Raw genomic sequence first — 21094 nt, 5'->3', positions numbered from 1 at the left:
ATTAAAAACTACAATTAAACTGTAAAGTATAATTACGCTGTGGTGCAAGTGTATTATAGTTATTATTTGATAAATATTGAGGATCAATACCCTGGTCATTTTTAACCCATAATAAACCTAAATTCCTTGCTGCAAAATTGAAGCTTAACGACTTTATAAAAGTTTTTGCCAGCCATTCTGAAGGAACATTATACCCTAATGATATTTGCTGTAATCGAATATTATCTGCAGGCAGCACATTGATATCGGCCATTTGATAACGATTTAAACTATTAAAACTAATATTAGTTAATCCCGGAACATTGGTAACAGCTTCGTCTCCGGCTTGTCTCCAACGATCTGCAATAAGTTCGTCTTTTGCGACAGCACCATATTGAGCACCAGAATAAGTAGGATAGTTTTGTAAAACTGTGTTTCTAAACACATGCCCCATGAAATACGTAACCTGAACACCCAATGTGAAATTATGATACGAGAAATCATTCATTAACCCACCAAAATACGGCGCAACGGTAGTTCCCATATATTTCAGGTCATCCGGAGAAACATTCGCGATACCTTGGGAAGCATTTATAATTGTACCATCTTTTTTAGAAACGGTAGATTGTCCTGTTTCATCCAGACCAGCCCAATTATAAGCATACATATATCCTATTGTTTTACCTAATATCGGACTTGAACCAAAATACTGGTTTGTAGATGTAGCCTTAAAACGAGAATCTGTTACTTCGTTGGTATTATAGGCAAAATTGAAATTACTGTTCCATTTAAAAGCCTTATTGATTATAAGTCCTCCAATATTTACATCAACTCCGTGTCCTTCAAGTGTTCCTGTATTGTAATTTAAATAAGACCAGCCATAGGTTGGATTATAAGGTATATTGGTTAAAATATCTTTTGATTTTTTGTAATAAAGATCAACACTTCCGCGTAAGCGATTATTAAAAACGCCATAATCTAAACCAAAATTAAGAGTCGATGTTGTTTCCCATTTAATTTCAGGATTTTCCGGTAATGAAATAGAAGCTGTTGGCAATTGTGTATTAAAATCAATAGATCCAACCGAAATGATAGCACTTTGACTTCCGAATCCGCCGCCGGGTGCACTTCCCGATTTACCATACGTAACTCTTGCCGATAAATTGTCTAGCCAGCTTATGTCTCTTAAGAAAAATTCTTTATTAATATCCCATTTACTTCCCACAGACCATAATGGTAATGCTCTGTTTTTTCTGGAAGCTCCAAGTAAATTATAATCATCAAAACGTACACTTCCAGATATGTGGTATCTGTTCATAAAATCATAAGACCCTAATCCGTAATATGATAAATAACGGTCTCTGTATTTACTGATGCTATTATCTGAAGTTCCAATGTAAGTCTGCCAACCATAAATCGTAGTATAATATGTTGTCGGGTTTACAGATTGTGATGAATTTGTATCGGTATTATAGCCATAATATCTTTGGCTTGATCCTTCCCTACGCTCTTCTCTGATTTCTGAACCGGCTAAAAAGTGTAATCCATTATTTTCATTGAAATTCTTATTGATATTCATTTGAAAACGCATGCTTTGAGATTCATTAGATGTAGTCATATTATACAAATATGCTCCAACTGGTATACCATAAACCAATTTGCCGGCAGTATCTACTGAGGTCGCTTCATTGATCATATTTCGAACATAATAACTGTCCTGCTCGCTCAAAGATTTGGTTTTGTTGCCAATTGAAGTGTACATTCCAGATGCTTCAAAATTCAGCCAATTGTTTACTGTAGCTGTTAAACTGGCATTCAATCTTATGTTGGCTCCTTTTGTAATTACATTGGAATAATTTAATTCATCCAAATAATTATAAGACCATGGCAGATATCCTTGGCTTTCAAATCCTTTTGCAACTTCTGGTCTGAAAAGAATATAACGGTCAACACCATTTCCATTTTCATCGGCAATCATATCATAAGGACGCAATGCGGTTGATGAAACATTGGATAAGGCTTCATTGGCAACGGTATTGGCCTGAAAACTGGAAGAAACGTAATTTATTCCTGTGTTTAATTTTAAAAAGCTTTTCAGCTGAAAGGAATTATTTAAGGTTACATTATATGATTTCGATTGATTACCTCTCATGGCTGCCTCATCTTTATTATAACCCAAAGACAAGTAATAGGTACTTTTTTCACTTCCGCCGCTTACAGACAAATCATATTGCGTGGTTAATGAGTTTCTTAATAAATATCTGCCAATCTGATCCAGATTATCATTTTGCGAAAGCTTATTTAGCAATTGATCTCTCTCTGATATTGAAATTGTTCCTCTTTTTTGCTGAAACATAATTTCCTGAGCAGCGCTGGGATTTTTACCTTGCCAATTGCTGATATCGTCTGCTGCAAATCCGCCATCAACCAAATCTTTTTCATAGTCAATATACTGAGCTGTATTCATGACACGCAATTTGCTCAAATCGATTTTATCACCTACTGTAGTTGTTGTGCTGAAATTAATTGTAGGCTCTGCTTTTTTACCTTTTTTTGTTACTACAACAATTACACCATTGGCAGCACGAGAACCCCAGATAGAAGCTGCGGCGGCGTCTTTTAAAACGGTAATACTCTCAACATCATCCGGATTAATGTAACTTAAAATTGATTGTCCGGGAACTCCTCTTTTACTTAAATAGAAATCACTTATAGGTTGAGGAAAACCATCGATAACGATAAGTGGAGAATTTGCTCCATAACTATTTGTTCCTCTAATGGCTATATTACCTGTTCTTGGATCTACACTTACCCCTGCCATTTTTCCTTCCAGTCTCGATGCAATATCTACTGTAGGGACTTGTGCAAGTTCTTTTGCACCAATAACTTCAAAAGCTCCTGTTACTCTTTCTTTAGGAATATCTGTATAACCATTTGAGGCTACTACTTCAACTCCTGTTAACTCGGTAACATCAAGACTTAAAATAACTTTTATATTTCTTTGATTGTTAATTGCAATTGTTCTCGGTTTATAACCTAAATATTCAAAACGAAGTGAATCATTGGCCGCTAAAGTTACTCGGAAATCACCTTTTTCGCGGGTAATATCCCAGGCTTGTTTTCCTACTACTATAACATTAACGCCAACTAACGGATTTCCTATTTTATCGGTAACAATTCCTGTAACTTCATATTCTTCTTGTACTTGTTGCTGCGTTTTTTTATTTTTCTTTATAACAATTTGTTTGTCAATAATAGTATAAGTTAACCCTGTATTATACAAAGCCGTGTCTAAAATTTCAGGAACGGTAGCGTATTGATTAATACTTACTTTTTTAACAGAAGATAATAAATCATCATTGTAAAAAAATACGTAATCGCTTTTTTGCTGAATCGCTGTAAAAAGTATTTGCAAAGAAGCTCCCTGAACCTTTACTGAGATTTCATTTTGTGCTTTGGCAACGTTGGCGTAGATACTGGTTAATCCTAAATACAGAACTAAAATGAATACTCTCATAAATAAAATAAAAGTAAGGTTGATGATTTTTTTAGGCAATAGAGAGCCTATATCATGATTTTTATTCATAATTTTGTTTTAGTTTATCGATAATTGCAAGTGCAATTAAAATTTTACATAAGCCAAGAGATGTTCGAGCATCTTTTGGTTTTTTTTTGGTCTGGTTAGATTATTTTATTCTCAGGTTTTATCTTACATCATAGGCACTCACAATTTATAGTCATTAATAATTAGTTAATAGTTATTTCCCTGGTCTCAGCATTATAAACGAACTCAAAACCCGTTGTGGCTTCTAATGTTTTGACCACTTTATCTAAATCATCATTAAGTTTGAAAGCTCCGGAATAGGTTTCGGTATGGCTTACTTTTTTATTCATGACAAAATCAACATTATAATAGCGTGTTAGTTTGTCTAATACTAATGGAAGTTTTTCCTGCGAAAATTCATAATATCCTTTTCTCCATGAAAATAAAGGCTCTACATTCTGAACAGTGGTTTTAATCGTTTGCTGTTTTTTATCTAAAGCCGCAATCATTCCCGGTTTAAGAATGCCTTGAAGTGTATCATTATTAAAAAAGCCTTTTTTAGCATAAACCACCTGCACTTTTCCTCTTAATAATGCAGTTGTAACTTTTGCGTCTTTGGCATAACAGCTTACGTTAAACAATGTTCCTAATACACGTACACTATAATTGTTCGCTGCTTTTACAAAAAATGGTTTTGCTGCATTGTGCGCCACGTCAAAAATTCCTTCTCCTTCCAGAAATACCTCTCTTGTATCTTTATCAAAAGAAGTAGGATAAATCAATTTAGAACCAGAATTCAGCCACACCAAAGTTCCGTCGGCCAGACTAAGCTGCGCTCTTTTTCCGTAAGGAACCAAAACCGTATTGTATTGGGCTTCGAGAGATTTTGTTTGTTTTATCTGCTTATTATTGACCTTAACTTTATTTCCTGATGCATCATAAGCAATCGTTGAGCTGTCACCGACTGTTACAGATTCCTGATTGGATAATACCAGTTTGATTTCATCACTTTTTTCAAAAGCAGTTCGGTCAGTCTTATTGCTGTTTGCAAATTGTTCAATCGGACTTATTTCATTTTGTTCTTGTCTAGATACAACTGTAATAAGTCCAAGACCTACAAAAACTACTGCAGCAACGCTCCACGAAAGTATACGAAGTTTTTTTCTTCTGGTTTGCTGTTTTTCAAACGCAATGCTCTCCGCAATTCTGGCTTTTAAATCAGCTTTATCTTTTTTTGGTAAAATTTTGAAATTTGGGTACAAAATATTTTTCTTTTAGATTCTCTATATTGCTATAAGAATCAAAAGGCAAAAACATAGACAAAAAAAATAACGTTTTTTTAAAGTTTTTTTAAAGCTTAGTCCGAATCTCTTTCAACGACCTGTAAATCAATGTTCTACAAGATTCTAAGCTAATTTCTAAAGTAGAAGAAATTTCCTCATAAGATAAATCTTCACTAAATCTAAGGTGAAGGGCGTAACGCTGTTTTTTGGTCAGAGAAGATAAGGCCAATGCTAAACTGGCATTCTTATTTAAGGCAGTTTCGCTAAAGATCAATTCATCTTCTGCTGAATCTGTTCTGTAAGCATCTTCTGAAACAATATCAAGACGCAAGGTTTTGGATTGCGATTTTAGTTTTTTGAAAATATCGTTTTGAAGTATTTTGAAAAGATAGGATTTAACCACTACATCTGCTGCAATTGTAGTGCGGTAACGATGAAGATCAACAAAAATATCATGTATGGCATCTTGCACTAAAGCCTGGTCATTAGTGTATTGCATTCCAAATGTAAAGAGTGCATTTATATACCGATCATATAATTGATGATAAGCATGAACATCTCCCTTTTTTATTTGGTGCCATAAATCAATATCTCTTTTTTCATTCTCCATTGAGATTTTCCTGCCTTTAAGGGTTCTTTTCAGCACAAAACTAAAGAATTTAAAAAATTATCAATAGAAATTTCATTTTTATTTCAACCTTTGCAACTTTTTCCGAAATAAGAAAAAATAATACTACATTTTAACACTCTAACCCATAATCTGAAAATTTATAATTTTGTTTATTTTAGTTCTTTTAAGACAATATTAAAACAAAAAAAGATGAGCATTACTGCTCATCTTTAAATTATTCTTTGTTAGTATTTATTATAGAATAGGCTATTCAATTAATATCTTTTTGGTTGTTGTAGTTGAATTTTGAGAAATCGTAGCCAAATATAAACCTCTGGCAAGTTTAGTTCTAATAACTTGATTAGTATTAGATTTTAGATTTTTTGTTTCGTATAATAACTTACCTTCTGTTGAGTATATAGCCAGAGAATAATTTTCATCTGATTGTGAAGTGAAATAAATATTAAACTCTCCGCCCTTTGATGGATTAGGATATACCTGGACATCAGTATCTATTTTAATATTATTTATTAAAATATTTTTCTCATCTACACTTTTTGAAGTATTTCCTATTTTATTAAATTTAAATAATTGACATGCAGTCCCGTAATATTCCCAAAGCTGAAGATTTGCTGTGCCATCCATATTACAATTAGAAATGTCCCAACTTTTTGATGTATTTATGGCTGATTTTATACTATAATAACCATTACCAACATCGGTTACTAACCATTTTTGAGCATCATTACTATAATTATCCCAAAGTCTTATCGCTTTTCCATTTGTTGGATCTGCACTGTCAAGGTCTATTACACGTCCTGTAGAACTTGCATTTGATTTAAAACGCCAATAGCCATTTCCGGCATCAATAGCAATCCATTGTTGTGCTGTTGCCCCAGATCTATCCCAAGGACGAATTACAGTGCCATTTGCATTAGTCCCATACTTAAGATCTATTACTTTATTTGAATTTGTTTTAAATTCAATTTCATAAACACCATTGTTTACTAGTGACGTACTGCTACTACAGTTTTGCGATGGTATATTGTTATTTGCATATACAGAGAACCACTGCTTAGTTGGTGCAGCACAAGACTCCCAATCGTTGTTGAAAGCAGTTGTAACATTATATGGATCTGCCTTAGTTATCAACCCTTCTGGTGCAAGTAAATTCCAACTACAATTTCCAGTAGCATCAATTCTACCTTTCAGATTAAGACCAAAACCACTTGTTGTACCAGTACCCCATGTTTCGTCCCCACTAGGCGACCAATCTGTTTCTGTTATCATAATAGGTGCTACATTTGCAATCGGTTGCACGTTAGCATTCCAGGCATTATTAAAACTAGTGGTGTTTTCTGCATTAGCTCCCCAATATCCTGGATAAACATGAACAGCATAACCTATATTGCCTCCTGTTATTAAATGGTTTGGATATCCTTGGTAATGAGACTGATATCCAGTTCCTGGTATCCAACAAACATTATTTGCACCATTAGCCTTAATTCTATTTACTAAATCCTGAAAGTAATTATGGAGAGCGGCAAAATGCTCATCACCTGTTGCGCCCCAGTTTCCATTTGTTCCAAGTATTTCTATAGGTTCATTGGCTATTTCAAACATAACATTATCTACATTCTTTAAACTTGGATGGCTCGATAGAAATTGCCATACAGTTCTTAAATAATTATGGTAATTGTCCCCATAAGCAATTCTATTAGGACATACTCCGGGAGGACGAAGGACAACATAAAGCCCTCTGCTTCTGGCATGATTAATTAAAGGGATTATAACTTGATTTACGTAAGTTACTAATCTATTGTAATCAAAACATGCGATATCATTTTCTCCTGCAGAACAACCGGGTTTATTGGTCCAGTAAGGATCAATATGAAGTCTTATGTAATTTAATTTCCATCCGTTATTTGTGTCTGTGAGTGCATCCATAACTGCATTGTTATAATTTAGACAACCCTGAACATTATAGTTATCCCAACGACATTGATTATAAGAGCAACCATTAAACCAAGGACTTGGTGTTATGGCAACACCATGTAGTAAAACGTTTTTTCCGCAAGGATCCTTTAAATTTTTGCCTTCAATATGCAGAGGTGGCAGTGGCATTCCCGGCCATGCAAATAATTGTATTAGGGGAATAAGCAGTAAAAATAGAAAAAGTAATTTTTGAAATCTTTTCATAATATAAATGGTTTAGTTAATAAAATATACTTCTCACTTTGAGTAAGTTTTTTACTGCTAATTTAACAATAAACATTTTAAAAACAACCGATTGTGTAATTTATTCTTTTGATTTTTTATAAATCATAATTTGATGAAATTTCCCGATACCTTAATTTATATTTCGGCTAAAAAACCAGAACAGGAAATATTCGGGAAAATAATATGTGGCTAAAAACAAAATCACTAAATTAGATTGAATCATCATTTGTTGACATTATAAAAGAAAGTTGTTAAACAATCACCATTTTAAAAAAATGAAAACAATTATAATAAAACGAGATAAAAGACTTAGAAAACAGAACGCGGTAATATCGTTGCTGGCATTACTGATTTTTTTATCGACTGCTATAGTTGTTATTAACTTGTCTGTTTTTCTGGCTGCATTTTTGGGCCTGATAGGACTCTTGTATCTTTTTTCTTTTATAAAGGATAAGCGCATTATCGAGGAGCCCGCTGAAATTATTTTTAGCGATAGATGCGTTTTTTTTAATTCAATAGGTACTTTTGATTGGGATGATATAAATGCTCTTGAAGTAAGGAACAGTCTCAGCTATAATGAATATAGTGAGAGGAGCGCCTCTGTTTATTTACATGTTTTGCTGAAAAACAGGGAATCGTTTTATTTTCCGATAACCTTTCTGGAAAAAAATGAAAATGAAATTATGGATCTTTTTATGAAGTATAAACCAATACTTCTAAAATCTCATTTTTAATAAAAACCTGCCTGCTCTAAACGCTCGCTTTTTTTGTCTTTCTTCTTGGAGTGTAAAAATGGTAGTTTCACAATAATTACAACAGCTAACAGAGATTTATATCAAAGGATGCAGTGCCACAAAACTGAACCTTACAAAACCAAAAAATCCTTAATTGTATGAACTCTATTGTCGCTTCAACAGTGTATACATTAATACGCAGGTTATTTATTGACTTATTATCTTTAACAAAATATCAAATATCAAAACCTTCATCTCTTTATTGTAAACATTGATATCCTCGTCAGGAATACTCCCGTGGTAAATTATATTTCTAACCCTTATAATATCTGTTAGATCGACTTCATATTTATTAGGATTTAAATCTAAATACAAAATAAAACTCTCAAACCGATTTACCAATCCCGTTTTTTTTACAGGATCTACCTTTAGATTTACTTTTAAATCAAGCTCTACTCTATCTGACTCCCATATTACTTCTCCAATTTCTTTAAAGCCATTTGTTTTTTTTGTTATGCTTGTAAAATCAAATCCTTCCCTAATAGTAAAAGAAGTTTCTTCTAAAGGATTTGATAAAAAAAAGTTTCTAAATTTTTCAATAGTAATATATAGAATCATAAATGTAGAGATAGCATCTAAATTTTTAATTCTTTTTAAACACGAAACTGCCTGCTCAACAAGTGACTTATAAGTTTGGTATTTTTCAAAATTCACTGATTCAGTAAAATCATAAAATGTTGGATATGTATCTTTTAAAAAATATGTTTCAGAATAATCCAAATCTTCATTACTAAATTTGAAAACTTCTCTCGTTTTATAATTATCGATATCATTGATTCGAAGAGAAGCACTAAAAAAATCAATGTTTTTTTCCCAGTAAAATGACATCAGTAGGCATAAATCCTCTCCCAATTGCAGTAATTCAGCGTCTTTTAAAACTTTACTTTTATCGGTCAAGGTCAGGTACGCATCTCTGGTAATCAAAAAATCTTTAACTGAAGAACTTGATTTATAGGAATGCTTAAAATGGAGAATAAAACTAACTGGACCAAAATCTGTTCTTCGATTATCATTGCGTTCAATAAACTTATTATCCTCTTCATAATTTCCCGGCATACCGTATTTTATATAATGGTCAAGATGAAGAAAAATGTTTTCTGTTATTTTAAATCGCGCATCGCCAGCATTTCCGCTACTTAGAATAAGTTCTAGATTATCCAGAATAAGTATCAAAGTTTTTTTATCGTGGTCCAAATAATTCGTATCCTTAATTTCAATCAAAGAGCTCCTTGAAAAATCAAGGATATCAGGATGTTCCCATGAATTTTTAGAAATCACCGGGTTTATTAATTTCAGAATATTAACTCCTGAAGTTTTTAAAAAATTTAATTTTTGATATAAGAAATCTGTCGACTTGTAATAGATTATTAACTGCAGTTCTTCAGGCTTTCTCTCATTGTAGATTAACCTTGTGTCATATTGGATATTCTCTGTATTTCCAGCAATTATTTCACGTAATAGTTCTTGATGTTTTGACAATTGCAGACTTATTTGAATGTCCCTCTGAAAATATTCTTTCATTATTTTTTTATAACATTGTGAATCATAGACTTAAATAGTTGATAATGGTATTATTACCAGACAAAGTAATCTAAAGCCTTTATAGTTGGCTCAACCTTGCTTTCTCACTATCGATCTTTTGCAATATATATTCTAACATTTTCTAAACCTTCTCATTTATTTTTAAGTGATTTTTTAAACTGGAAGGAAACATATATATATTCACTTTGGCTTTTTCAAAGAAGCTAATTTCTTTTCTGATTAGATTCACAGAGTCTATAAAACTTTTTTCCTGAGGAGACAATAAAGCCTTACTTTTAAGTTTAAGCTGTCCTTTATATAGAAATAAATATTTCAAAACATTTGGGTAGCTATTTCTATCAAGAAAATCCAAAGAATTAAGCTTATGAACTTTCTTTTGAAAATAAGTATCATTTTGAGTATTAGTCCCATGTTTACGATACGGAACAAAAAATAAGGGATAGTATTTAATCTTTTTAGCAGTAGTAAAAACATTAAACCTGAAATGATTATCCTCTCCGTATATGATTGAATTATCAAATGCATAATTATTGAAGACTTCTCTTTTAATCAATATTGAATGCATTACTGAATATCTTAAATGGATCATCATGCTTCTGAAATGTTTATAAAAAAGAAGATGCCCCATTACATACATCCAAAAATTTCTTAATAGCTTAAAGAAAACCTCAGAGAAAGACATTTTCGATATGAGTTCTTCACAAGAACCGTTTTTCGAAAAAACACTTACGAAATTGGATATTATTATTTCTGCGTTTGTTGAAACGGCTCTTTTATAGAACCATGAAAGTGTGTCTCTGCTTATACAGTCATCATCATCGATAAACATCACATATTTTGAATTTTCATCCAGATACTTTCCCCTAAAAGATTCGTTTCTGCAATAGGCAATTGTCTTTTCTTCCGGCAAAAATATTTTTTTTACATTAAATTTATCAGAAGTAATACTTTTTACATAGTTAACTGTTTCTTCATTTGAATAATTATCGATAATGATAACTTCAAAATCATTAAATGTTTGCTCTTCCAACGATTTCAAAAGGTGTCTTAGTAAATGATGCCTATTTTTTGATATTATAATAACTGAAATCATTCTATTTTTTAGTTGTTTTTATTAATTTGATTTTTATTTCTCTTACTGACGTTTTTCAATAGAAAATGCCGAATTCAGTTTTTTACATCTTTATTTTCAGTAGAAAACCCAATACTTTTATTACGTTAGACATTCAATATTAAAAAATTAGAAGTTTCTAAAATATTTTTGAAAAAAATCCAAATTATTAAAAATAAAGAAATGATCACCTTCAAGTTCTGATATCTGAACAGGAGCTTCACTTTCTCTTTTCCAGCCTTCCATTATAAGATCTCCGTCTGTATGTTCTTCTGAACCGTAAAACACATCAATAGGAATTTTTAGTTTGCCTTTATTTTCTTGATAAGTATAAGATTCATAAATAGAAAAGTCAGCTCTTAAAATAGGTATTACAAAGCTCTTGAAATCCTCATTATCTCTGAAGTCTTTTGGTATTCCTCCTAAATTACAGACCTCTTTCCAAAACATGTCATCCGATTGATGGGTATACTTCACCGTACGAACCCTAGAAGGAGGTGTTCTTCCTGTTATTACTAGTTTTTCAGGCATTTTATGATGCATTTCCTGAATTTTCATCGATATTTCATATGCCAGTAATCCTCCCATGCTGTGCCCATAAAGGATATATTTTTCGTTATTATCCAGCATACTTCCAATCTGGCGCATACAATCTTCTATCAATTCTTCAAATGTTCCTGCAAATTCCTCCTTCATTCTGGTTCCTCTGCCGGGATATTCTATCACCTTAATCTTATCTTTGTTTTCAATGTTTTCAATGAGATTTTGGTAAGAAAACTTGTGCCCTCCGGCAAAAGGGAAAAAAATTATATTCATCATTTAATAGTAAACTTTTTATTTTGAGTTAAACAACCATTCCGGGATCATGTCCGTGTCATATAAATCCGGATATATGGTATGTTCCAAGCCGGAAATCTCCCAGAAGGTATAGTTTTTATTATTCATTTTTTTGAGGTATTTCACCAACATTCTGTCCGGTTCTATAGGATTCTCGGTATCCGTATTTCCATGAATGATCCATATTGGTGACTTTGCCACTTTTTCACTGAAGTCTTTATCTGGAATTCCGGAAATACTTACAGAGGCTTTTAATACATCGGGATTTCTAGCCAGCAAATTATAAATTGTGGAGGCTCCCATTGAAAAACCTATTCCATAAACGCGCTTTGCATCAACCTTAAGCTGCATAGTGAGGCTTTTTATAAGTTCTGAGGTGGCCTCCAGACAATAATCATCCGGTACGGAATACATACGTTTGGACTCATCAAAAAGGTAATTGGAAGAACGTACAGGATATTGTATTGCTACTACATAGGCAGGATATTTATTACGGACTTTTTCCTGAAGCCAATATTTGGGAAGGGTCGTCATCTGGTTCCTGTTGTCATTCCCCACTCCGCCTGAGTGAGGAAATATAATAACCAACGGATACTTTTTTCCTTCCTTTGCTAGAACCGGCTTCAGAATCCTGTAATTAAGTACGGAGTCTTTATAACTAAATTTTTCATACTTATATAATGAATCGTTTAACTTCATTACTTCTGCTCTTTTTTCCTTTATCGCATCCTGGGAAAACTTATTTTCCGTTAACGAATAGGCAGCATGCTGCATTTTACACCCGATAAGGAGCAATATTCCTGTAAAAAAAACCAAGCCTTTTTTTATCATGATTATTTAACTTTCAGATTTAAATTCGAAAATATAAGATTAGCAACCACTTTTGCAGGACCTGTAGCCATTGTCATATGATTTCCAGGAGTGAAGCTTATTTTAATTTCGCCTTCACAATATTCACGGAAACCATTGTAAGGAGTATCATGGTTTCTTTCAAACTCTGAAGTCAGTTCAGGTTTAATAAGGGCAATATCACCTTTATATATTGAAGCGGGCCTGTAGTTTTTAATGACATAATTAGAATGATATGCCTGCTCAATAAATTTGTGCATACCTATCGAATCCGGATCTATATTTTCCTGGATAAGTAAAGCTCTGATTATTTTTTCGTAGTCTTCTCTCTGCTTATTATCACTATCAAATTCCGGTCTGTACATATTAGGATCCAATAATACAAGAGAGCTTACTTCTACTCCCAACGCCTGAAGCTGCAATGCTATTTCAAAAGCTGTACTTCCTCCAAAAGACCATCCGCCCATATGTATTCTTTTACCTTTATACATTTGTAGGATAGAGTTCTTGTAAAAACCAGCCAATGTTTCCAGGTCTTTTGCCAGTTGTGGGTATTCTTCAACAGCAATAGTTTCGAAAACATAGAAATCTATATCTTCCTGCATAAATGGCCTTAATGTATTAAAAAGTGATGTTCCCGTAAGTGGTGGTATCAGGAAGAAAATATCTTCGTTATCATCATTCTGATTCAGGGTATGATATATCTCTTCTCTTTTAAAGTTTTTATTGGCTATCATCGTATCTATAAATACCGCCAGTTTCTCGATAGTATCATGCTGAAACAGCTCTGCTCCTTTTAGGCTTATATTAAACTCTGTACTTAATTTATAGGCGGCTTTCATTGTCAAAATAGAATTTACGCCCATTTCAAAAAACTCTTCATCTATATAAATCACAGAGCTTGGCATGATATCAGTAAAAATGTCCTTTATTCTCTGTTCTGTCATGCTATTTGTTTCGGTTCTGTTTTTATCCGTTACATTTATCTGTCTTTTCAGAGATTGTATATCTATTTTACCGGTACTGGTTCTTGGAAATTCATCCAGAAACAATATTTTATTCGGGATCATATAGTTCGGCAGCATATCCTTCAAAAAGTGTTTAAGGTTGATATCAGTGAACTCATCAACTTTTTTTACATGACAGAATGCTACGAGCCTTGCCATCGTAGGATCTTCGACGTCTACAGGAACTATTTTTGCTTTCATTATGCCCTCAAACTTTTCCATTGCAAGTTCTATTTCTTCGGGCTCAATACGGTATCCTCTTAGTTTCAGCATTGAATCTTTTCTTCCAATAAACTGTAAAATGCCTTCCTGATCTATATATCCTAAATCGCCTGTTTTTAATCCAGAAATTTGACCATCTTTATAGATAAAGTTATTATTTGTAGTTCCAATATAGCCTTGAGCCACGCTTTTACTTTCTACATATATTTCTCCTATAATTCCTGATGGCAGAACATTGCTGCTATCATCAATAATTTTAAACACGGTATTATGTATTGGTTTACCCAAAGCAAAATATCTTGACGATGTGTTAAGATTACTTTCAAGTGCTTCATTATAAGCGGTAGAAGATGCTTCTGTAGATCCATATCTGCTAACAATTTTGGTTGCCGGCATGAGTTTTTTGAATAACGTCATGTCTTCCATAGAAATTGCTTCACCACGTACTTCTAAGAAATTAAGCTTATTCAGGAAGCTTTCTTTATCGTTTTCAATAAGAAGCCTGATAAAGCTTGGAGTAAGTGAGAGTCTTGAAATTTCTTTCTGAGATACAGTCTCTACAAACTTGTCTATATTATGGTACAAATATTCCGGAAGGATAACGATTTTATTTCCCTGGATAATTGCTTCCAATATATTCCTTACAGAAGGGCTAAAAGAAACTCTTATGTTAAGACAAAAGATGTCCTGAGCATTGGCCGGATAATTTTGCAGAAGGTATAATAGCCCGTTTAAGGTGTTTTCATTAGAAACCTTAACTATCTTAGGAATTCCTGTAGATCCGGATGTGTAATAGATCGATAAGATGTCTTCTGCCAGGCTTTCTCTCTCTTCAATAAGGTTGTCTTCTGACGGAATATGATCTGAAATATGAATTAGGGTACAGTTTTCTTTTACATATGGCAAACGGTCTCCAAAAAGCGTTTTTTCTTCAGAGCTTATAATACATGCCTGCAAATCTGTTTCAAGAGTAATGAGGTTAAGCTGCTCGATCGGGTAACCGTGTTCTAAACTGATCACTGTACATCCTGCTTTTAAGATTCCCAGAATACTTACAACCAGATTGGTAGAATACTTAAGGTGAACACCTACAGCACCTTTAATGTTTTTCGCTATCAGTTGATTCGCGATATGATTACTTTGTGCATCCAGCTCTGCAAATGTGAGCGAATTATCCTCAATGTCCTCTATTGCTGTTTTTTCTTTATACTTGCCTAATGCCTCTGTAAAGAGCTTTTGCAGAGAAACATTTTTCTGATCAAATTTATCTCCGGCAATAACGGATCTTTCAATGTCTTTTTTGTACTCAAAAATATCAAGTTCAGAATACTTCAGTTCAGCAATATTTTCCAGATTGTTATAGAGTCCCATGATAATATCAGTCATATCTTTTATTATATCTTCTGAAAATATATCTGATCTGTAGCTGATGCTAAATGAAATTTTATCTTTTTTTGCAGATGCCAGAATAGACAGAGGGAAATGCGATATACTTTGGCTTTCAGAAACAAGTCTTTCGATACCTACATCGTTAAATGTGTCATTATTATTTTCTGAAACATCCTGAAAACTTACATTGGCACTAAACAGGTTTTTTGCATTGATAGCCTCATAAATTTCAGGGGTAGAGATATAGGAGTATTCACGTGAATCCAAAAGCTGATAATGAAAATCAGAAATAGATTTCATAATGGTTTCCTGTTTCTCAAAATCATTAGCCACCGGTATTGTTGTAATCATAGGGCCTATGATATCTCTAAAGTTATCATGATCCATATATCGATGTGTTATGGTATTACCCCACACAAATTTTTTGTTTCTGAAATATTTAGAGAACACCATTCCAAATAAAAAGTTGATCACCGTATTGCTGGTCAGTTTGTTATTCTTCAGCATTTCCTGAGTAGCAATATTCAGATCGTAGGAAACATTTAGTTCGCCATAAGTTTCCTGAAGGTTTTTCTTAACAGGAACTATTTGTTCTATTGGTGTCGCATCATAATTCTCCAACAGGTTTTTCCAGTAAGACAATCCTTTTTCCTTGTTCTGTTTCAATAGCCATTTCGTATATTCAGAAAAGGGAACTGATTGCAAAGCCTCCGGGGTAACATTATTCTGAAATCTGCTGTAGTAGCCAAATAACTGCTGAAGCATCAGCTGTACCGATACAACATCTGCTATAATATGATGAATTTTTATAATGATAATATGCTTGTCTATCAACGCAAATTTTATAAGAGATTCTTTGGATATATCAAAGCTACCCTGCCTGAAAGACTGCTCATCCTGAGGAAGGATCTGTTCGCAGAAAAATTCGTCTGTATCTATAATTTTCGACTTAAAAACCTGCTCCTGGGAATCATAATCAAATGACGATTTTAAAATCTCATTGCTTGATACCAAAAGTCCACATGCTTTCTTAAAAGCATCAAAATCAATTTCTTTTTCAGATTTAAAAGTAAGATGAATAATATACCTTGAGCTATCCGGATTATTTTTTACAAATCCTGCCAGGCCTTCCTGAAAAGGTGTCATTCTGTAAACAGGAATAAGGCTTTCACTGTTCTTTGTTTCAAGATGTTTTATAAGATGCTCCTTGTTGCTTCTGATAGAGTCTATTAATGTTTTGTTTTCGGCGTCTTTTTTATTTAAGACGATGTTTAAGTTATAAGACTCATTAAGGCTTACATCAATGTTATTCTCCTCAATATATGTTAATAATTCTTTAAGTTCCATTAGTTAAAATGTTAGCGTTATTTTGTTATCAGTTATTGTTTGTATCTCTTGTGAAATTTGGTGCAGGTCTGTCGCATCCATAAGGTTTTTAAGGCTGTATTCTAAACTGAATTCTGATTTTATTTTATTCAGAATCACCATTGCTTTCAGAGAGTCGCCTCCCAGTTCAAACATATTGTCCTTTATTCCTACCTCATCCAGGCACAGTACTTCCTTGATGATATTTACCAGCCTGATTTCAGTTTCGGTTTCAGGAGCTATATATTCTTTATTTGTAAAGACTCTCTCTTTAGAGAAAGTAACGTGGTCAAGATCCTCTTCTTCTGTAACTTCCAGATATCCGGTCTCTACATCCATTCTGCTTCTGGAAGCAATTACAAGATGTTCTCCGGATGCTATGGATTTAAAAAGTATTTGAAGCATCTGAGAAACGGTAATTGATCTGCTCAAAATAGATTTATGCCTGTATTCCGGCACGTTCTTTAATGCTTCGTTGATCATACCTACGCCGGCTACAATAGGCCAGTGCACCGTTACTCCATTATTATTCGATATGCAGTTATCCAGATATGAGTTTGCTGCAATATATCCCAGCTGCCCTATAAACGGTTTTGATACTGCACGTGATGAATATCCTAAGAAAAACTGCAGAGAATTGTTCTTTAATATTTCCACTAAATTTTTAGTACCATATATTTTAGGATTAAATACTGAAGAATCATCTGTTCCTCTTCTTAAAATGATACCATTATAATCTCCTACTCCCGCAGCATGTATTACTCCGGTAACAGTTCCTATTTCCTGTTGTGCAGCTTCAATTTTCTCTTTAAGGAGGTCATAATCTGAAAGGTCTGCCTGCAGGTACATTACTTTAGTACCGTAGTCTTCAAGTATTTTTCTGTTTTCAGAATTTTCTTCTCCTCTTCCTATAATCATCAGGTTAGCCTGTGCATTTTCTGCAATATATTTGGCTACTTCAAAACCAAGTCCTCTCAAACCACCTGTTATCACATAGGTATTTGGGCTGGAAACCTGATAAGGTTCTGACGGCAATTCAATTTCTTCAAATTTTTTGATAAGGAGCTCTTTTTCCCTTACGGCATATTCAAAAAGTGTTTTACCATTCTTTTTAATGTGAGACAATATATCCTGAGATAAACCGCTAAATTCCGGAACATCTGCGCAGGTTGCCGTGATATTCTCAAATTCCACATTCACCATTTTCAGGGCATTATATGCGGTTGCTTTTATGGCGCTTGTTTTTTCACCCGGTTTTACCTTAAAGAATAAATCTCCAATCAGGGTGATATTAAGATTCTTATCAAAGAATACGCTATCAAACCCTCTTACGAAATGATAAATTGAACGATATCCGTACAAAAGTCCTTCTTCTGTTTCCTTATCTCCAAACCATACATAATATACCGTTCTCGGTACAATGCCTTTTTGCTTTAAATCCGAGAACAGCTCAGAAGTCTCTTTCTCGTCTGAAAAATCAGCACATAAAATATTCTCAGATAATTCGGCAGAGCAGCTGTTTTTATCCTGATTACAAATGTAGATGGCCTTTTTACCAAAGAAGGAAAGCTTCTCATATATATTGCTGTCATCAGAGATCACAATAATCTGCTCTTCTTCTATATTGGCTTTATTTTCTGAAATATCTGTTGCCTGAGCTTCCCATTTTTCACGGTAGGTATAATATTCTTTTTCAGGTTCACGAACTTCCTCTTTCTGAAAGACAGGGTTCGTTATAATTTCATCTATAAACTCAACTTTGTCAAAAGGATATACCGGTGCTGATATGATATTGGCCTCCGGGAAGATTTTTTCCCAGTTTATCTCATATCCTTTCTCCGACAATAGTACGATAACGTTAAGCATCTGGCTGTATTCAGATTCTTCTTTATGATAGGTATCGTAAGTCTGGATGCTAATATCTACATTTTTCAATATTTTGGATACTGTAGTTCCGGGACCAATGTTTACAATGGTAATATCATCTTTGTTTGGAAGAATCGTACTGATACATTTATCAAACAAAACTGGCATCGCCATATGATCAAGCCAATATTCTGATTTTATGACAGAATTCTCATTTACCGTATTTCCTGTAGCACAGGAAGTAAAAGGAATTTGAGGGGTTTTGAATGTATAGCCATCCAGAAACGACTTAAATTCATCTTTTATAATCCCTGTAAAAGGAGTATGGTAGGGCCCGTCTGCCTGCAGTTCAGTAAAGTATATATCCTGCTCTTTCAACTTTTCCGCAAACAGGATCATATCGTCCTTCAGCCCGGAAATAGTATAACTATCCTGCGAATTGTATGCAGATATAAATATATTGTCACTTTCTTTGAGCATATCTTCAAGCTGTGATAACGGAATACGAATGCTTATCATTCTGCCTTCCGGCAAGCCAGCAAGCAATTTTGCTCTCTTATATATAATGCTTAGAGCTTCTTCATAAGAAATAACCCCGCTTAAACATGCACATACGTACTCTCCGAGACTATGACCCATCATGTATGATGGTTTCAGCCCCATTTCTATTAATAATTGTGCGTACGAATACTGGAAAGCAAAAATTATAGGGTTTGTATGATCTATTTTTCTTTGATCTATTTCTTCTCCATTGAGGAATATTTTTCTGTAATCTATATCCGAAAGCTTTTCCAATGTAGAAAAACACAGGTCCATAGTATTTCTGAACACTTCAGAATCAAGATACATCTGTACGCCCATCTTAATATAACTGGAACCCTGGCCGGAGAATGTGAAAACCAAGGGTTTATTATTAGGAGATATTGCCTCTACGCGCGAATTTCCTTTATAAAAACCTCTCAGTTTTGAAATCAGATCTTGTCTGGATTCGAATATAAAACTTTTTCTGATGTCAAAATTCGATCTTGATTTTCGATAAGTATATGCCAGATCATGAATATTTACATCCTCATTTTCTATAAATTCTGAAACATTTAAAGCTATTTTTCTAAGTGCTTTTTCAGATTTTGCAGAAATTGAAAAAATGTCAGGAAAGTTGTTTTCTATCCTGTTTTTTTCTACAAGCGGAGCCTGTTCCAGAATAATATGAGCATTGGTACCTCCTATTCCCAATGAAGTTACAGCTACCCTTAAAGGTGAATTCTTTTTCTCTATGTCTATAATTTTGTTATTTACATAAAATGGGCTTTGTGCAAAGTTGATGTTAGGATTTGGAGATTCATAATTAATGCTTGGAGGAATTTGTTTATTTTCTAAGCATAATACAGCTTTTATAAAGCTTAATATCCCTGCTGCATAACTCGTATGTCCGATATTACTTTTCAGAGAGCCAATCGGAATTTTATTTTCTCTTCCCAATCCATAGGCTTGCGTAAGGGCTTCCACCTCAATAGGATCTCCCAAAGATGTTCCTGTACCGTGAGTTTCTACATAAGATATGGTTTCCGGTAAAACCCTGCTGAATTTCAGTGCTTTTTCAATACATTCTTTCTGCCCGATTACACTTGGTGCGGCATATCCTATTCTTCTGTTGGAATCATTATTACATGCGCTCCCTTTTATAACACTGTAAATATGATCTTTATCTCTTATAGCATCTTTTAATTTTTTCAGCACCACAACTCCTATGCCTTCTCCCCAGGATGTTCCCGATGAATCTGCATCAAAAGCCCTGCAGTGTCCATCTTTAGATTCTACTCCTTCTTTGTAGATGTAGCCTTTTTCTTTACTGTTAAAAAAATTGACTCCCGCTACTATAGAATATTTGGATTCTCCCAGTAAAAGACTTTTGCACCCTTCATGAATCGCAACCAATGAACTTGAGCATGCACTCATAATAGGCAGCGGCAATCCTGTAAATCCAAATTTATAAGATAAAAGTGCCGGAGTAAAATGATGGGCCGATAAAAAATTAAAGGAATAAAAATCTATGGGTAATTTATCCCTTAGCGATCTTACATGCATCTGCCATGTAAAGTCTTCTATAATACTTACAAATAAACTGCTGCTCTCTAATTTTTTAATATCACTTCCCGAATCTTCCACTGCTTCCCATATAGACTGATGCAACATTCTGGTTTGCGGGGAAAGTAGTTGGGCTTCATTCTTATTATATCCAAAAAAAGAATAGTCGAAATTTTTTTTGTTTTTCAACCGTCTGCTTTTGCGAACGTAATCTTTATTCTCAGCCATTTCTCTTGGTACACCAGATGCAACTATTTCATCAATAGTAAGTTCATCAATAGGTTCAAATCCTTTTTTAAGCTGATCCCAGAAAATATTATGATTCTCTGCAGTGGGCACTTTGCATGATATCCCTACCACTGCAATTTCTAAACCTGTATATTCGCTCATG

At 33.7% G+C, this 21094-nt stretch carries 11 protein-coding genes; 1 reads left to right on the top strand and 10 read right to left on the bottom strand.

Annotated features, from left to right (window positions below; genetic code table 11):
* Window position 1: 1 nt before the first annotated feature.
* The 4 genes from BUE22_RS21130 to BUE22_RS21115 form a co-directional block, all read right to left on the bottom strand.
* Window positions 2-3565, bottom strand: a complete 3564-nt coding sequence (locus BUE22_RS21130; RefSeq protein WP_073397977.1) for a SusC/RagA family TonB-linked outer membrane protein — start codon at window positions 3563-3565, stop codon at window positions 2-4.
* A gap of 161 nt (window positions 3566-3726) precedes the next feature.
* Entirely contained in the window at window positions 3727-4785 is a 1059-nt protein-coding gene (locus BUE22_RS21125) for a FecR family protein (protein ID WP_073397976.1), read from the bottom strand.
* Between the two features lie 88 nt (window positions 4786-4873).
* Complete coding sequence (locus BUE22_RS21120; protein WP_073397975.1) at window positions 4874-5416, bottom strand: RNA polymerase sigma factor; 543 nt, start codon at window positions 5414-5416, stop codon at window positions 4874-4876.
* A 267-nt stretch (window positions 5417-5683) separates the two neighbouring features.
* Complete coding sequence (locus BUE22_RS21115; protein WP_073397974.1) at window positions 5684-7615, bottom strand: RICIN domain-containing protein; 1932 nt, start codon at window positions 7613-7615, stop codon at window positions 5684-5686.
* A 296-nt stretch (window positions 7616-7911) separates the two neighbouring features.
* On the opposite strand from BUE22_RS21115, the gene BUE22_RS21110 reads away from it, so the two are divergent.
* The gene (locus tag BUE22_RS21110; RefSeq protein ID WP_073397973.1) at window positions 7912-8370 is read left to right on the top strand and encodes a hypothetical protein; all 459 of its coding nucleotides are present in this window, start codon (window positions 7912-7914) and stop codon (window positions 8368-8370) included.
* Window positions 8371-8577: 207 nt separating this feature from the next.
* Here the strand turns inward: BUE22_RS21110 and BUE22_RS21105 are convergent, their stop codons facing one another.
* From BUE22_RS21105 to BUE22_RS21080, 6 genes are all read right to left on the bottom strand, one after another.
* Entirely contained in the window at window positions 8578-9951 is a 1374-nt protein-coding gene (locus BUE22_RS21105; protein ID WP_073397972.1) for a hypothetical protein, read from the bottom strand.
* Between the two features lie 142 nt (window positions 9952-10093).
* Window positions 10094-11065 carry a glycosyltransferase family 2 protein gene (locus BUE22_RS21100; RefSeq protein WP_073397971.1) on the bottom strand — a complete coding sequence of 324 codons (972 nt, stop codon included), beginning with the start codon at window positions 11063-11065 and terminating at the stop codon, window positions 10094-10096.
* Window positions 11066-11212: 147 nt separating this feature from the next.
* Window positions 11213-11902, bottom strand: a complete 690-nt coding sequence (locus BUE22_RS21095; protein ID WP_084540306.1) for a thioesterase II family protein — start codon at window positions 11900-11902, stop codon at window positions 11213-11215.
* 15 nt (window positions 11903-11917) lie between these two features.
* Window positions 11918-12751 carry a carboxylesterase family protein gene (locus BUE22_RS21090; RefSeq protein ID WP_073397969.1) on the bottom strand — a complete coding sequence of 278 codons (834 nt, stop codon included), beginning with the start codon at window positions 12749-12751 and terminating at the stop codon, window positions 11918-11920.
* Window positions 12752-12753: 2 nt separating this feature from the next.
* Window positions 12754-16734 carry a non-ribosomal peptide synthetase gene (locus BUE22_RS21085; protein WP_073397968.1) on the bottom strand — a complete coding sequence of 1327 codons (3981 nt, stop codon included), beginning with the start codon at window positions 16732-16734 and terminating at the stop codon, window positions 12754-12756.
* A 3-nt stretch (window positions 16735-16737) separates the two neighbouring features.
* Window positions 16738-21093 carry a type I polyketide synthase gene (locus BUE22_RS21080; protein ID WP_073397967.1) on the bottom strand — a complete coding sequence of 1452 codons (4356 nt, stop codon included), beginning with the start codon at window positions 21091-21093 and terminating at the stop codon, window positions 16738-16740.
* Window position 21094 lies beyond the last annotated feature (1 nt).

The sequence above is a fragment of the Flavobacterium pectinovorum genome (assembly GCF_900142715.1).
GTDB lineage: Bacteria > Bacteroidota > Bacteroidia > Flavobacteriales > Flavobacteriaceae > Flavobacterium > Flavobacterium pectinovorum.
The sequence above is the reverse complement of the archived record's forward strand: the minus strand, read 5'-3'. Positions and strand labels throughout refer to the sequence as shown.

Bases quoted from the DNA above. Each gene is read 5' to 3' on its own strand.
- BUE22_RS21130 (WP_073397977.1), bottom strand. From the start codon at position 3,565: ATGAATAAAAATCATGATATAGGCTCTCTATTGCCTAAAAAAATCATC.
- BUE22_RS21120 (WP_073397975.1), bottom strand. From the start codon at position 5,416: ATGGAGAATGAAAAAAGAGATATTGATTTATGGCACCAAATAAAAAAG.
- BUE22_RS21115 (WP_073397974.1), bottom strand. From the start codon at position 7,615: ATGAAAAGATTTCAAAAATTACTTTTTCTATTTTTACTGCTTATTCCC.
- BUE22_RS21110 (WP_073397973.1), top strand. From the start codon at position 7,912: ATGAAAACAATTATAATAAAACGAGATAAAAGACTTAGAAAACAGAAC.
- BUE22_RS21105 (WP_073397972.1), bottom strand. From the start codon at position 9,951: ATGAAAGAATATTTTCAGAGGGACATTCAAATAAGTCTGCAATTGTCA.
- BUE22_RS21100 (WP_073397971.1), bottom strand. From the start codon at position 11,065: ATGATTTCAGTTATTATAATATCAAAAAATAGGCATCATTTACTAAGA.
- BUE22_RS21095 (WP_084540306.1), bottom strand. From the start codon at position 11,902: ATGATGAATATAATTTTTTTCCCTTTTGCCGGAGGGCACAAGTTTTCT.
- BUE22_RS21090 (WP_073397969.1), bottom strand. From the start codon at position 12,751: ATGATAAAAAAAGGCTTGGTTTTTTTTACAGGAATATTGCTCCTTATC.
- BUE22_RS21085 (WP_073397968.1), bottom strand. From the start codon at position 16,734: ATGGAACTTAAAGAATTATTAACATATATTGAGGAGAATAACATTGAT.
- BUE22_RS21080 (WP_073397967.1), bottom strand. From the start codon at position 21,093: ATGAGCGAATATACAGGTTTAGAAATTGCAGTGGTAGGGATATCATGC.